Origin of the sequence: Pseudomonas nitroreducens TX1 (genome assembly GCF_000313755.1) — a bacterium.
Classification (GTDB): Bacteria; Pseudomonadota; Gammaproteobacteria; order Pseudomonadales; family Pseudomonadaceae; genus Pseudomonas; species Pseudomonas nitroreducens_A.
In genome coordinates this window covers 1-13,296 of record NZ_AMZB01000117.1, presented here as the reverse complement: position 1 = coordinate 13,296, position 13,296 = coordinate 1, and the positions used below count along the sequence as shown (strand labels likewise).

14 protein-coding genes are annotated in these 13,296 nt (G+C 64.1%); 4 read left to right on the top strand and 10 right to left on the bottom strand.

Features of this window, described 5'->3' with window-relative positions; translation table 11 throughout:
* A complete protein-coding gene (locus tag C167_RS0116405; protein ID WP_017519373.1) occupies window positions 1-471 on the bottom strand; it encodes a TadE family protein in 471 nt (156 codons plus the stop codon).
* A 269-nt stretch (window positions 472-740) separates the two neighbouring features.
* Here C167_RS0116405 and C167_RS0116400 point away from each other — a divergent pair, with 269 nt between their 5' ends.
* Window positions 741-1,220 (top strand): prepilin peptidase, encoded by a 480-nt coding sequence (locus C167_RS0116400; RefSeq protein ID WP_017519372.1) that lies wholly within the window; start codon window positions 741-743, stop codon window positions 1,218-1,220.
* Between the two features lie 151 nt (window positions 1,221-1,371).
* Complete coding sequence (locus tag C167_RS0116395) at window positions 1,372-2,205, top strand: response regulator transcription factor (RefSeq protein ID WP_017519371.1); 834 nt, start codon at window positions 1,372-1,374, stop codon at window positions 2,203-2,205.
* 24 nt (window positions 2,206-2,229) lie between these two features.
* On the opposite strand, the gene C167_RS0116390 is transcribed toward C167_RS0116395, so the two are convergent.
* The 9 genes from C167_RS0116390 to cpaB form a co-directional block, all read right to left on the bottom strand.
* The gene (locus tag C167_RS0116390; protein WP_017519370.1) at window positions 2,230-3,948 is read right to left on the bottom strand and encodes a pilus assembly protein TadG-related protein; all 1,719 of its coding nucleotides are present in this window, start codon (window positions 3,946-3,948) and stop codon (window positions 2,230-2,232) included.
* Window positions 3,949-3,966: 18 nt separating this feature from the next.
* Entirely contained in the window at window positions 3,967-4,248 is a 282-nt protein-coding gene (locus tag C167_RS0116385; protein ID WP_017519369.1) for a DUF3613 domain-containing protein, read from the bottom strand.
* Window positions 4,249-4,267: 19 nt separating this feature from the next.
* On the bottom strand, window positions 4,268-5,065 hold the full coding sequence (locus tag C167_RS0116380; protein ID WP_026079106.1) for a tetratricopeptide repeat protein: 798 nt from the start codon (window positions 5,063-5,065) through the stop codon (window positions 4,268-4,270).
* Window positions 5,062-5,970 carry a type II secretion system F family protein gene (locus tag C167_RS0116375; protein WP_017519367.1) on the bottom strand — a complete coding sequence of 303 codons (909 nt, stop codon included), beginning with the start codon at window positions 5,968-5,970 and terminating at the stop codon, window positions 5,062-5,064. The genes C167_RS0116380 and C167_RS0116375 overlap by 4 nt, the downstream gene beginning before the upstream one ends.
* Before the next feature lie 10 nt (window positions 5,971-5,980).
* Window positions 5,981-6,868 (bottom strand): type II secretion system F family protein, encoded by an 888-nt coding sequence (locus C167_RS0116370; protein ID WP_017519366.1) that lies wholly within the window; start codon window positions 6,866-6,868, stop codon window positions 5,981-5,983.
* Entirely contained in the window at window positions 6,865-8,112 is a 1,248-nt protein-coding gene (gene tadA / locus C167_RS0116365; protein ID WP_017519365.1) for a type 4b pilus Flp biogenesis ATPase TadA, read from the bottom strand. Before tadA ends, C167_RS0116370 begins: the two co-directional genes overlap by 4 nt.
* Window positions 8,109-9,293 carry a type 4b pilus Flp biogenesis protein TadZ gene (gene tadZ, locus C167_RS0116360; protein WP_017519364.1) on the bottom strand — a complete coding sequence of 395 codons (1,185 nt, stop codon included), beginning with the start codon at window positions 9,291-9,293 and terminating at the stop codon, window positions 8,109-8,111. The genes tadA and tadZ overlap by 4 nt, the downstream gene beginning before the upstream one ends.
* A 65-nt stretch (window positions 9,294-9,358) precedes the next feature.
* The gene (locus C167_RS0116355) at window positions 9,359-10,591 is read right to left on the bottom strand and encodes a type II and III secretion system protein family protein (RefSeq protein WP_017519363.1); all 1,233 of its coding nucleotides are present in this window, start codon (window positions 10,589-10,591) and stop codon (window positions 9,359-9,361) included.
* A 15-nt stretch (window positions 10,592-10,606) separates the two neighbouring features.
* On the bottom strand, window positions 10,607-11,527 hold the full coding sequence (gene cpaB, locus C167_RS0116350; protein ID WP_017519362.1) for a Flp pilus assembly protein CpaB: 921 nt from the start codon (window positions 11,525-11,527) through the stop codon (window positions 10,607-10,609).
* Between the two features lie 365 nt (window positions 11,528-11,892).
* On the opposite strand from cpaB, the gene C167_RS35310 reads away from it, so the two are divergent.
* Window positions 11,893-12,102: a Flp family type IVb pilin gene (locus C167_RS35310; protein WP_017519361.1), complete on the top strand. Its 210-nt coding sequence runs from the start codon at window positions 11,893-11,895 to the stop codon at window positions 12,100-12,102.
* A gap of 147 nt (window positions 12,103-12,249) precedes the next feature.
* The coding region (locus C167_RS0116340; protein ID WP_017519360.1) for a cache domain-containing protein at window positions 12,250-13,296 on the top strand (1,047 nt) is incomplete at its 3' end.

The window sequence follows — 13,296 nt, the reverse complement described above, 5'->3', positions numbered from 1 at the left end:
TCAGAGCAGGACGCTGGCGGTGCCGCTGAGCACGTCGGGCAGGCGCGGCACCGTGCCGATCCCGGGCAACGTCAGCAGCGGGACTATCGGCGAGGTGGAATAGGGGTAGCTGACGCACACGCGCACGCGCGTGTAGTCACGGCCTGAGACCGACTCGGTGGTGGGCGTGTCCATGAACTGCCCGCCGTAGCAGCCGTTGCGCCAGCTCACTGGCATCCAGCTCAAGCGCTGGGTCACGGCGCTGTCCACCGCGGCCTTGAGCGCGGCGTTATAACCTCCCGGCGCCTGGGGGTTCACCGAAACCGCCACTCTGGCACCTGCCGCTGCCGCATCGTTGAACGATTGAAGCATCAGCAACGGCACGCAATATCCAAGCAGGCCGTAGAGAACAGCGAAAAACAGGATGAAGACGCCGGCGAACTCGATAGCTACCGCGCCTCTCTGCTTGCCGCGCCCGCCGACTCCGTTCATGCGCAATACTCCCAGGCAACTTCAAACTTGAATGATCGTTCAGCTTATCGGCACGGCAAAACTTTACTGAAGATACTGGCCGCCGGATAACGACTACTACCGAGCAATACTAGGCGCTCTTGCGGGATTCGCCCGTATGACATGGGAATAGCGTTACGAGCCAGAGTCGATTTAACTTGGCTTCAAATGCAATATAGCGTTCCACTCCCAGATACCTTAAAACTCCACTTGCCTGCTTTGAAGACGCGGTTTCGGGATAAGGACATTCGATGCTTTTCAAACTCTGCCTGCTTGGCTGGTTCGCTGTCTGCGCCTTCCAGGACCTCACGCGGCTGCGGGTCAGCAACTGGCTCACCCTGGGGGGTGGGCTGATCGCCCTGCTCCTGCTGCTGTTCACCGGCCATACGCTGACGGGCGCTACGCCGCTGGCCGCAGGGGTCGCCGCGCTACTGGCGGCGCTACTCAGCGTGCCGGGTTACTGGCTGGGGAAGCTCGGCGCGGCCGACGTGAAACTGCTGGTCGCCCTTGGCTTGGCCAGCGATCCGCTGACGGTGTTGTACACCTTGGCGCTGGCCTGCCTGTTCTGTGTGGCGCTGATGTGTGCCAGCAAACTTTGGATTGATTCGGATAAAGTACCGGCTAATTGCAAATCGCAATTAGCACGACTGCAACCGTCAAAATTCAAGTCCTTCCCTTTCATCTTCGCGCTATTTGCCGGTCTTCTGACGACCCTCTCGCTCATTCAATAAAAAAGATTCCGACAATTGGCAGAATCCAAACTTAACGACTATATGCTAAGGGTTAATACCATCCATCGCCTGATGGAACGATCCGGCTACGGTAATTGAACGGCCGGACGATAAAAACAATGGATAGTGCCTTTTCAAGGAGCGTGCAGTCATGGATAAAACGGCCAATCGCCGTTTCAGCGTCCTGGTCATCGATGACGAACCCCAGGTGACTTCGGAGTTGTCGGAACTGCTGGAGAGCAGCGGCTACCGTTGCGTGATCAGCGACAGCAAGGACAGCGCCCTGCAGAAATTCCGCGACGAAGCGTCGATCGGCCTGGTGATCTGCGACCTGGGCCTGGGACGCGACAACGGCATTCGTGTGGTGGAGGCGCTCAAGGAAGTGGCGGGGTCGGCCCGTTTCTTCGAAACCATCATCCTGACCGGCCAGCAAGGCAGCCAGGAAGTGATCGAGGCCATGCGCGTGGGTGTCGCCGATTACTACCAGAAGCCGGTGGCGCCGATGGACCTGCTCAAGGGGCTGGAGCGCCTGGAAAGCCGCCTGCACGAACGCATCCGCAGCCAGCTCAGCCTGAGCCACGTGAACCAGCGCCTGGAATACCTTGCCGAATCGCTCAACTCGATCTCGCGGGATATCCACAAGATCAAGTACGAGGTCCACGGCGGCGGCCAACCGGCCAGCAGCAGCGCGCTCAAGCAGGAGCAGCCGGAACCCTCGGCCAGCACCGCGCCGAGCAACGCCGAGCAGATGACGCCGGTGGTGAACAATCCGCTGTTCAACAAGCTCTCGCCGCGCCAGCAGGCGGTGGCGCGCCTGGTGAGCAAGGGGCTGACCAACTACCAGATCGCCTACGACCTGGGCATCACCGAGAACACCGTGAAGCTCTATGTTTCCCAGGTCCTGCGACTGATGCACATGCACAACCGCACCCAGCTTGCCCTCGCCATCTCGCCCAGCGCAACCCAGAGCAGCGCGGTGCACTGAGCCCCGGCAGCGCATCGGATACCTTCAGATCAGCAGCTCCGCGCCGCCGGTCTGGAGGTCGATCAGGCGCACGTCGATGGTGCCGATGCTCACGCCCAGCAGCCGCAACAACGGATCGAGCACCACATGCCCAAGGGCGGATATTGCGGGATTGAGCAGGCTCAGCACGCTGCTGACCAGCCCTCCCAGGGTCGCGCCGATCACCCCGAGCGGATCGAGTCCCAGCACCTTGGCCTCCACCTTCAGCGATGAAGCCAGGGTGGCCAATGCGTTGTCGAGGGAGCTGCCCAGGGAACTGGCAGCCGTCTGGTTTTCGCTGGGCAGGTCGGCGACATCCTCAACGACGTAGTCCAGGTTGGTCGCCGAGGTCCCGCCAACCACGGTGCTGGCCGAAACGTCGATCGACACCAAACCGCTCAGCACTTTGACCTTGATCGGCGCGAGCGCCCCCGTCTGCAGGTTCGAGTAAGTTCCTAGTTGCAGCGACGCTATTCCCGGCAGGGCGGCCACCCTCACGTTGACGGGCTTGCCTACGCCGGCGCACTGGATGGTGTCCAGCGCCGCCGTGCCCTGGGCGACGCTGAGCGCGAGCCCCAGGTCTATATCCAGGACGCCCGGCAGCCCGACATTCGCTTTCACGCTAGCCCGCAAGGCGGCGGTCCGCACTTCGGTTCGCCACTGCCCATCGCTGTTCTTGCCGGGGTAGCCGAAGGCGATCTGTGGCGGCTCGATGATCCAGAGGTCCACCGTGGCGCCGAGCAAGCCCCCCAGATTGACGTTCGTCGCCAGGCTGACGGCATGCTTCTTGTTGGCCACCATCGCCAGTGCGGTGATCAGGTCCAGCGCATTGACCTTGCCCTGGAGCGCCTGGTCCTGCACCGAGTCGGGCGCGACGACGGAAAGGATGCTGCCCAGCGTCAGCGTTGCCGACTGCACGCCTGTCTTGATCAACTGATTACGGAGCAGCGTGGTATCCAGGTCCAGAACCTGGCTGGGGTCGATGGCGTCGACGGTCGCACCGAGCAACTGCGCCAGCGTCGCCTGGGCGCCCAGCAAGGAATCCACCGATCCAGTTGCTACATCGACCCCGGCGGCGCGCAGGCTATCCGACAGCCCCAGCAGGCTGACGTTGGCGTTGGCCAATCCCTTGTAGCCAACCGCGTTCAGCGACAGGTTGCTGCCCAGCAGGGCGTTCAGCAGGTTGTTGAGCAGCAGCGATTGGCTGCTGTCGAGCGCCAGCAATCCGGTCCCCGCCGACAAGCCGGCCATGGCGGGCCGCCGCGCCACGGCGCGAGCCTGGAGTACGGTGCGCGCCGGGGTATCCTTGAGCAGGCTCGCCACGTTGAGAATCAGGCTCGCCGGGACCTCATGCCTGGCCTTGATCTCCACCGCATCAGCCATTTCGCCGCCGGTGGCGAAGATGCGGCGGGATTCCGCGCTGCCGTATTGATCATCGAAATTCACGTTGCCCAGTGTCGCAGTCAGCGAATCGCCGGCAGCCGGCACAAAGCCGTTGCGCGCAGCACTGGCAAGGGCCAGGGCGGTGAGATTGGCGTTGGCAACGCCGCACATACCGCCCTGGGTGGCCGCTTCCAGTGCCGCCATATCCGCCACGCGCTGCAGCTTGCGTTGTTCGAAGTACAGCCGCCCGGTGTCGATCACCAATGCCAGGCAGATCAGCGCCAGCAGCAGCGTTCCTGCCGCCATGATGCCGATCGCGCCTCGCTGCCGTTCACGTCCCATGGCAGCCTCCAGAAAGGATCAGTTCTTGTCTGTGCTGAAGCCGTTGTCGTCGTCGAGCAGGTACTCGGGAATCTCGTGGGTATAGCTCTTCAGGTAGCGTTGGTAGGCGCGGTCACGCTCGGCCGGCGTGGCGCTCTGCCGGTTGGGCGAGGCAGCCTTGCCGCTGCTCTGAAGATCCAGCCAGGTCAGCACCTCCTGCTGGTCACGAGCGGTGGTGCCAGCTTCGGTGTGGGTGGTCTCCGCCGCCTGGCCCGGCACCGGCATCGCCAGCAGCGCGCCGGCCAGAATCCATGTCTTCATGCTTCCCTCCCTGCCCATCTCAGCGGGCCTTGACCAGCAGCTTGGCGTCACGCGCGACTGCCGGTGTCGAATTCACCAGCGCCGGCTGCGAGTCCTCAACCGGGTCGTCCACATAGCTGACGCTTTCCACCTCGACCGCCGGCGGGCTGGACGGAATCGGCGGGCTGGCCGGACGCAGGTCCCGGGCCTGGTCCTGGGCCGCGCGGACCTGGTCCGAGGACAACCCGACACTCTGGATCAGCCGGCTGGCCTCGCTGCTCTCGCCCTGGATGAGCATGACGCTGAGCAGGTTGGTGGCCGGCAGCTTGTCGTGCTCGTTCAGCTCCATGGCGGTGATGAACTCGAAGCGCGCCTTTTCCAGCTCGCCTCGCCGCAGCAGGACGTAGCCCAGGTCGTTGCGCAGGGCGCTGTCGGTGGGCTGCAGCCGCGCCGCCTCCCGCAGCTCGCGCTCCGCCTCCACGGTATTGCCGCCGCGCATGGCGATCTGCCCCAGGCCGTGATGCGCTTCGGCGGCCTTGCAACTGCCCAGCAGGCCTTCGTAGACGATCCGCGCCTTGGGATCGCCGATCCGCCGCAGGGCCAGTGCCTTGCTTTCGCGCACTTCCAGCGAGTTGGGCGGCAGGGTTTCCAGGTTGGCCAGGGCCGCATGGGCGCGACCGTTGTCGAGCATCTCGCGGGCCAGGTTGAGTTGCAGCTCCACCGACTGGCCGAGCTTTTCGTTGCAGTTCTGCCCGACGCTCGGCCCGCCGAGGGTGTCGAGGTTGGCACAGCCGCCGAGCGCCAGCCCGAGCAGGCCGATCATGCAAGCGTTTCTCATCCCATTCTCCCCAGGGCCTTGGTGATCGCGAGAAAACCGGGCCCGGCGAGGATGATCAGCAGCGCCGGGAACAGCAGCGTCATCATCACCAGGCTCATCTTCGCCGACATCTTGCTGACTTTCTCCTGCAGGCCGGTCAGGCGCCGGTCTTCGAAGAGTTCCTTGAGCGTTATCAGGGAGCCGCGCGCACTGCCCCCCTGGCGCACCATCTGGCGCAATACATTGCAGCAGTCGGTCAGTTCAACCACCCCCAGGCGCTTGCTCAGCAGCTCCAGCTCGTCCGCCAGGTCCAGCCCGCTTTCGGCATGGGCGAGCACGCCGTCGAGTTCGTACACCAGCACCGGCACGATGCTTCGACCTTCGCGGCAGACCACGCGCAGGCTCTGCTCCACGGTGAGGCCGGAATCGAAGAGGATGCGGATCAGCTGGATGAACAGGATCACTTCGTCAGCCAGTGCCTGCCGGCGCTTGCCGGCGAAATGGGCCAGCACGCGCTTTGGCAGCAGGAAGCCGACCCCGGCGGCGAAGGACAGCGGCAGCAACGGCGAGGTGTGGGCGTGACCTGGCATGGCGAGGATCACCAGCACGATGGTCACGAACAGCATGGGTACCAAGACGATCGACATCAGGTAGATCCGGCGTGGCGTGCTGCCCGACCAACCGGCCTGGTTGAGCAGCAGCCGGACTTCCTCGTCACGCAGCTGGAGCCGCCGGCCCAGGCCGCTGTCGCTCATCCGGTCGAACGCTTGTGCCATGCGCAGGCTGGCGCCGCGCGGCAACGAGTCCGCTCCCAGGCGCTGCTGGATCAGACGCTGCTCGCGGCCGGCGGCGCGGCTCTGGGAAAGCCACAGGAGGATCGCCGCCAGGGCCAGGATAACCATCATCAATCCGTACATCAGGGGCATGCCGGCCTCCTCAGATGCTCTTGAGCATGCGCCAGAGCGTGTAGCACCCCAGCATCTGCAATCCAAGGGAAGTCAGCAGCATCAGGCGGCCGCCATGGTCGTGCCACATGTTCATCAGGTAGCCCGGATTGCTGAACAGGATGTAGGCGCCCAGGCTCACCGGCAGCAGTGCCAATACCAGGGCGCTCATGCGGGTTTCGCCAGTCATGGCGCGTAACTGGCGACCGAGCTTCTCGCGCTCGTGGATGACCTTGATGATGTTATCCAGCAGGTCGGTGGTGTTGCCGCCATAACGGTGGTTCACTGCCACACCGAGGGAGAGCACATGCAGTTCCTCGACATCGTAGAGTTCCGCCACTTCCTGCAGCGCCTCGGGCAGGCTGATGCCCAGCAGGACGTGGTTATTCACCAGCGAGAAGATTTCCCGCAGCGGGTCGTCGGCGACGTTCACCGCCTGGGTGATGGCATCGCCCAGGGTGCGCCCGGAGTGCAGGCTGCGCACCACCTGGTCGAGAAAATTGGGCATCTGCCGGATCATCTTCTGCAGCCGGCGGCGGTACAGCAGGTTGAGCAGCCCATGGAAGCCCAGCACGCCCAGCCCTACGCCGCAGAGCGCGCCCAGCGGCCCCATTAGGCGCTGCCCGAGCAGCCCCAGCAGGAGCGCGACGAAGATCATCCCCAGCACCCAACGGCCCATTTCGTCGATTCCCGCACGGCGCATCCGCCGTGCCAGCCAATGGCTGCTACGCCCGCGACTGCCGCTGGCAGCCACGCTTTCCCCGCTCAGGCGGCGCATCACCAGTTCCTGGTGCCGTGTGCGCCAGCTCATGCCGGCCAGCAGCACACCCAGCGTCGCCATCACCAGGCTGGCCACGACCATCCAAAGGGCGCCGCTCACATCAGCACCTGACGGAACTTCAGCCCGCTCGGCTGCGCAGTGCGGACAAATTGCCCGGTGCCGCGCCGGTCGAGGCTGAACAGCGAGTTGGTGACGTAGACACCGTCACGCACTTCCAGCACCTCGAGGATCTCGCTGACGCAGCGGCGGCCATTGGACAGGCGGGTGATCTGCACGATGATGTCCAGCGCCGAGCAGAGCATCTGCCGCAGGGTCTGCTCCGGTACGCGCTGGCCGGTGAGCCCCACCAGCATCTCCAGGCGCAGCAGCGAATCCATTGCCGAGTTGGCGTGCACGGTGCTCATCGAGCCATCGTGGCCGGTGTTCATCGCCTGCAATACGTCGAGCACTTCGACGCCGCGGATCTCGCCGAGGATGATGCGGTCCGGGCGCATCCGCAGGGCGTTGCGGATCAGGTCGCGGGCGGTGACTTCGCCGAAGCCCTCGGCATTCGGCGGGCGCGTTTCCAGCCGCACCACATGGTCATGACCCAACTGCAGCTCGGCGGTGTCTTCGATGGTGACGATGCGCTCGCGCTCGTCGATGAAGCTGCTCATGACGTTGAGCAAGGTGGTCTTGCCGGTGCCGGTGCCGCCGCTGATGAGGATGTTGCAGCGGCTCGCCACCGCCTGGCGAAGGAACGCCAGCATGGCTTCGTCGACGCTCTGGTAGCCGAGCAGGTCGGCGCTCTTGAGCAGCTCCTTGCTGAATTTGCGGATCGACAGGCAGGGACCGTCCAGCGCTACCGGCGGGATGATCGCATTGACCCGGCTGCCGTCGGGAAGGCGCGCGTCCACCATCGGGCTGGACTCGTCCAGGCGCCGGCCCAGGGGCGCGAGGATGCGCTGGATCACCCGCTGCACATGGTGGTCGTCGATGAAGCGCAGGTCGCTCTGGTACAGCCGGCCTTCGTGCTCGATGAACACCCGGTCCGGTCCATTGACCAGAATTTCCGAGATACCCGGGTCGCGCAGGAGAATTTCCAGCGGACCGAAGCCGGTCAGCTCATCCACCACCTCTTCGGCGAGGCGGTCCAGTTCGTAGCGGGAGATCGCCAGCTGGCGGCGCGAAGCGTATTCGCAGACCTTCTCGGAGACGTACTGCGCCACCGCCGGCCGCGCGCCCTCCAGCAGGTTCATGCCGTCTTCGTCGATCTCGTCGATGATGTAGCGGTGCAGGCGCATCTTCAGCGTCTGCAGGTCCTGGTCGTGACGGCCGTGACCGCCGCCATAGTACTGGCTCATGAACGAGCGGCCTTCGCCCGGCCGATCCAGCCGAACAGCCCGCGTTTTTCGGCCACGCCCGCCCCCAGCGCCTCGGCCAGGTCACGCAGCTTCAGCGTCAGGGGGTCGCGCGGGGCGAGGTCAAAGAGGCTCTGGCCGACGTTCTTGGCGCGCAGCCGTGCTTCGGGCGAGGCCGGCAATACGCCGAAGAGTTCCAGGCCGAACATCTTGCCCAGCGCCGGGGCATCCGGTGGCACCGAGGCCCAGTAGCGCTCGATCAGCAGTTCGATGCGCGGCAGCGAGGGAGTGCGCTCGCGCAGGCGGCGCAGACGTTCCAGCCCCTTCTTGCAGGACGGCACGCTCTGATCCACCAGCCAAAGCACGCGGCTGGCCTGCATCAGCAATTGGCCGCTGAGCTCACCCTCGGCGATGCCGGTAAGGTTGATCAGGATATGCGTGAAGGCGCTGCGCAGGTTGCCCAGCAACAGATACAGCTCGGCGGTGGTGATGCGTTCCAGCACGCCTGGCTCGTCCGACAGGCTGAGCACGCGCAAGCCGGATTCGTGGCGGGTGAAGGCGCTGTCGATCAGGGTCTGGTCCAACCGGCGCAGGTTGCGCAGCGCATCGGCGAAGGTGAAGGCCGGGTCCATGCCGAGAATGGCAAGCGCTTCACCGGTGGGCTGGCCGATATCCACCAGCAGCACGCGGTGCTCCGGCTGGCGTTGCAGCGCCAGCGCCAGGTGCAGGGCGACGAAAGCGCCGTCGGCATCGGGTCGCGCACTGATCAGGCTGATCAGCTCGCCCTGCTGGGTGGCGCTCACCGGTACCGTGGGCAGGCGACCGCCGAGGCGTCGTACCAACCCGCTCAGCTCACTGGCGCGAGCGCCGTAGGTGACGAAGTCCCGCGCGCCAGCGCGCATGGCAGCCAGTACCAGCTGATTGTCCAGACCATCGCCGACGGCGACGACCGAAAGCAGCGGCCGCGCGGAAACCAGCCCCTCGATGAGCGAGCCCTGGGAGACCAGGTTGGCCTTGTTCAGGCTGGTGAACAGCACCGTAGCGCCGGTGACGTCCAGCAGCGACAGCAGTTCCTCCAGGGTCCCGCTGTTGGCCAGGACCACCTGCCCGCAGCCGGCCAGGCTGCTCTGCAGCCACTCCTGCTCACCGGCATGCTGGACCAGCGCCACGAAAGTCTGACTCATGCCCGTGCTCCCTTGCTTTGCCTTGCCTCCCGCTCTCTGGCGGGTCAGCGCTTCGTAGGTATCCATCAGCGCGACATCCCGCTGCTGGCCTTGCGCTTGTCGAAACGGCCGTCCTCGAGGAAATAGAACTCGCCAAAACCAGGGTCGTAGTCGCGCAGCCCTTCGCCAGGCAGCTTCGGCAGCGCGGCATTGACGGCCAGCGGTTGCACCAGGTGCGGGGTAACGATCATCAGCAGTTCGCGGTCATCCTTGTCCAGGTTCGAGGAGCGGAACAGCGCGCCGATCACCGGGATGCTGCCCAGGAAAGGGAACTTGTCGATGTTGCTGATGGTGCTGCTGCTGATCAGCCCGCTGATCACGAAGCTCTCGCCGTCGGCCAGCATCACGCTGGTGTCGGTGCGCCGCACGGTCAGCGCCGGCACGGCGATGTCGTTGGTACGAATGCCGCTGGAGAAGTCCAGCTCACTGACTTCCGGGGCGACCTTCAGGGCGATGCGCTTGTCATTCATCACGGTCGGGGTCAGGGTCAGGCGCACGCCGAACTCCTTGTACTCGATGGTGATGGTGTCTTTGTCGCCATTGGGAACCGGAATCGGGAACTCGCCACCGGCCAGGAACGATGCCGTCTGCCCACTGGTGGCCACCAGACTGGGGCGCGCCAGGGTGTATGCGAACCCACTGCCTTCCAGGGCGTTGATGAAGCCCAGCCACTTGCTGCTGCCGCCGCCCCAGATGATGTTGAAGCCGCCGTTGGAGTTGCCGAAGGTGCCATCCAGATTGCCGACGGGATCGACGCTCAGGTTACCCAGGCTGCCCGGCGAGCCCAGCACGAAGGTATTGGAACCCCGTCGCACCAGCGATGTACTGGCCTGCTTGAGCTTGCTACGGCTGACTTCGACGAAGCGGATATCGGTCTGCACCTGATTGGGCAGGCTGCCAGCGCCGACACCGGTGATTCCGCCGACATCGCCCACCGCCCGTGCGCCCACGCGCACCACGGTACGCATCGGCTGATCGCTGCAGGCGGTCCAGATCAGCAGGCTGGTCAATCCTTCGGCCTTGCCCGTGACAAGGAAGTCGCGCTTGTCCAGCACCTGCACGTCGGCGATGTTCGGGTCGCCGATGGCCAGGCGCTTGATCGGCACGGGCAGCTGCTGGTCGCGTTGGGCGCCCTGCTCGACATCGAGGTTCAGTTGCTGATCAGCGAAGCCGGCGCAGGCGCTCGGCACGGCCTGCGCCGTGGAGTGGACGGCGCAGGCCAGCAAGGCGACCAGGGGAAGGATGAAGCGCTTGGACATCGATGCACTCCTTGCTCAATGTGCTTCACGGGAAACGGTGGTGCCGCGGTAGACCACCACGCCAGCGTCGACCTGCGGGGCGGAGACCTGTCGCACGGCGGGCGCCTGGGCCTGACGCGGCTTGCCAATAAGTTGCTCGAGGGTGATCGGCTGGCTGGAAGCGCCACCGAGCGAGGCCTGGATATAGCGACCCTGCTGCTCCTTCTCGTAAAGGTTCTCGTCCTTGCTGCGTACGGCAAGGCGCAGTGAGCCGGCCTGGCTGGCCAGCATCAGGCGCGAGGCGGCTTCGGCGGGTACCGCCAGCACGGCAGTGCGCGGCGGTTTGGGTGTCTTGTCCTTGGGGTCACCGGCAGTGCGTGCCTGGCCGTCGGTGGCAACGGCGATCTGCTCACCGTAGGTCAGCACCCGCACACCCGGCAGCACCACCTGGGCGCTGAGGCTACGTTCGGTGCTCTGCTGGTCCTGGACAAAGAGCATGACGTCGACGTAGTCGCCGGGGAGCACGAAACCGCCGCCACCGATCACCTCGTCCACGGCAATCGCCATAGCGCGCTCGTCCGGCCGGATGGTTCGGGCCAGCGGGCCGCCCGGCTCGGTCACGGCGGAAGTGAGGATATTGCCCGCCGGCACGGCGATCCAGACACGCTGGCCGATCAACGCCTCGGGCTTGGGATAGCTGCCAGCGGGGGCTGTACGCAGCATCTCCACGCTGACATCGTCCTTGCCAATCACCTTCAGGGCCGGCAGATCGCGGGCGGCCACCACCACAGCGGTGCGTTGCAGCTTATCGGCCTCGGCCATTGCTGCCGGTGCCACCTCCTGCACCACGCCGTCAACCGGCGCGGCCGGCTTGCCGACCTTGAGTCCGAGATACCCCACCACACCGGCGCACACCAGCAACAGCCCGGCGAATACCATCAGCACCTTGCTATTCATGACCACTTCCTTGGGCGATGTCGGGAATGCGGACCAAGGGTCCACGGCCTTGTCGTGAGAAGTTCCAGGACCGGCATTGCCGATCTGTTTCCTTCAGACCTTTATTGTTGTTTCGGCCAGACGAGGAAGTTCGGTAAGAATCATTCCTCATAACCAGACTCTGCTTGTTACAAGGCTGAATCTAGTAGCTGTGTTAATAGCGTCAACCGCGGCCGTTAAATTTCCGACCTGCAATTATTTATATACCGAGCCGACTATAACCTTGGTATTAATGCTATTTGAACAATTGCATTCAGCCATACGACGCCTAGCCTGACGATGAAGTCGGGGCGCCGCCCCGGTGGTATTTCGAGGGAGCACCCGTGATGGACCTGACCTTAAAAAACCTGACCCTGAAGCTGTACTGCAAGGCCAAGGCATTCGCGGCCGACCAGGAAGGTGCAACAGCAATCGAATATGCGGTAATTGCCGGATTGATTTCGGTAGTGGTTATCGGCGGCGCAAGCATTATTGGCGGCGACCTCGGAACGATCATGGAAAACATTCAGGACGAAGTTAAGAAAGCCGTCAGCTAATTCCTGGTACTTCCTTGAATTCAGAAACTCCCGTGCCGCCGCACGGGAGTTCCCTCTCATTGCTTGTGGAAAATATCTCCCTCAAGTTCCCATGACCCCGGCCGATACATCCTGCTCAACCCCGTTTCACAGCAGGATGCTTTACCGATGCTTCGTTCGCTGTCCTTCTCCAGGAAGATTCTCCTGGCGGCCTCTCTCGTGGTCACCTTTGCCTTCGCCTGTTTCATCTTCTTCAACGATCTGCGCCAGCGCCAGGCGATCCACTCCGACACCGAATCCTATCTTTCCGAGGTCGGCACGCTGACTGCCAGCAACATCCAGAGCTGGCTGGAAGGTCGCATCCAGCTGGTGGAAGCAGAAGCTGCGCAACTGGCCGATGGCGAGCCGACACCCGAGCGCATCCAGCATGTGCTGGAGCAACAGGTGTTCCAGAAGAACTTCGAATCGGTCTACCTGGGCGAAGCCGCCAGCGGCGTGTTCACCATGCGCCCCTACGCGCCGATGCCCGATGGCTATGATCCGCGCAGCCGTGGCTGGTACAAGGACGCCGTGGCCGCAGGCCGGCTGATCGTCACCGAGCCCTTCCTTGACGCCGGCACCAACGAGCAGATCCTCGCCATGTCCATGCCGGTCATGCGCAACGGTCAGTTGGTCGGTGTGGCCGCCGGCGACATGAAGCTGGAAACCATCACAGCGATCATCAACTCGCTGAAGTTCGACGGCGACGGCTATGCCTTCCTGGTCAGCGACGCCGGCAAGATTCTCCTGCACCCGGACAGCAGCCTGATCTTCAAGAGTCTCGGCGAGGTCTACCAGCAAGGCGCGCCGAAGGTGCAGCCGGGCGTGCAGGAAGTCAGCATCAACGGCGAAGACCAGCTGGTCTCCATGACCCCGGTGAAGGGCCTGCCGGGCGTGACCTGGTACGTCGCGCTGGTGCTCAACAAGGACTCCGCCTACGCGATGCTCAGCGACTTCCGCAATACCGCTATCATCGCCACTGTCATCGCCATCGTCGCCATCCTGCTCCTGCTGGGCATGCTGATCCGCGTGCTGATGGCGCCGCTGACCGACATGGGCCGCGCCATGCAGGACATCGCCCAGGGCGAGGGCGATCTGACCAAGCGCCTTAAGGTTGCCAGCAATGATGAGTTCGGTGTGCTGGCCAACGCCTTCAACCGCTTCGTCGAGCGTATC

What these genes read in the sequence shown, in the direction of transcription:
- C167_RS0116405 (WP_017519373.1), bottom strand. Translation starts at nt 471, where the DNA reads ATGAACGGAGTCGGCGGGCGCGGCAAGCAGAGAGGCGCGGTAGCTATC.
- C167_RS0116400 (WP_017519372.1), top strand. Translation starts at nt 741, where the DNA reads ATGCTTTTCAAACTCTGCCTGCTTGGCTGGTTCGCTGTCTGCGCCTTC.
- C167_RS0116395 (WP_017519371.1), top strand. Translation starts at nt 1,372, where the DNA reads ATGGATAAAACGGCCAATCGCCGTTTCAGCGTCCTGGTCATCGATGAC.
- C167_RS0116390 (WP_017519370.1), bottom strand. Translation starts at nt 3,948, where the DNA reads ATGGGACGTGAACGGCAGCGAGGCGCGATCGGCATCATGGCGGCAGGA.
- C167_RS0116385 (WP_017519369.1), bottom strand. Translation starts at nt 4,248, where the DNA reads ATGAAGACATGGATTCTGGCCGGCGCGCTGCTGGCGATGCCGGTGCCG.
- C167_RS0116380 (WP_026079106.1), bottom strand. Translation starts at nt 5,065, where the DNA reads ATGAGAAACGCTTGCATGATCGGCCTGCTCGGGCTGGCGCTCGGCGGC.
- C167_RS0116375 (WP_017519367.1), bottom strand. Translation starts at nt 5,970, where the DNA reads ATGCCCCTGATGTACGGATTGATGATGGTTATCCTGGCCCTGGCGGCG.
- tadA (WP_017519365.1), bottom strand. Translation starts at nt 8,112, where the DNA reads ATGAGCCAGTACTATGGCGGCGGTCACGGCCGTCACGACCAGGACCTG.
- tadZ (WP_017519364.1), bottom strand. Translation starts at nt 9,293, where the DNA reads ATGAGTCAGACTTTCGTGGCGCTGGTCCAGCATGCCGGTGAGCAGGAG.
- C167_RS0116355 (WP_017519363.1), bottom strand. Translation starts at nt 10,591, where the DNA reads ATGTCCAAGCGCTTCATCCTTCCCCTGGTCGCCTTGCTGGCCTGCGCC.
- cpaB (WP_017519362.1), bottom strand. Translation starts at nt 11,527, where the DNA reads ATGAATAGCAAGGTGCTGATGGTATTCGCCGGGCTGTTGCTGGTGTGC.
- C167_RS35310 (WP_017519361.1), top strand. Translation starts at nt 11,893, where the DNA reads ATGGACCTGACCTTAAAAAACCTGACCCTGAAGCTGTACTGCAAGGCC.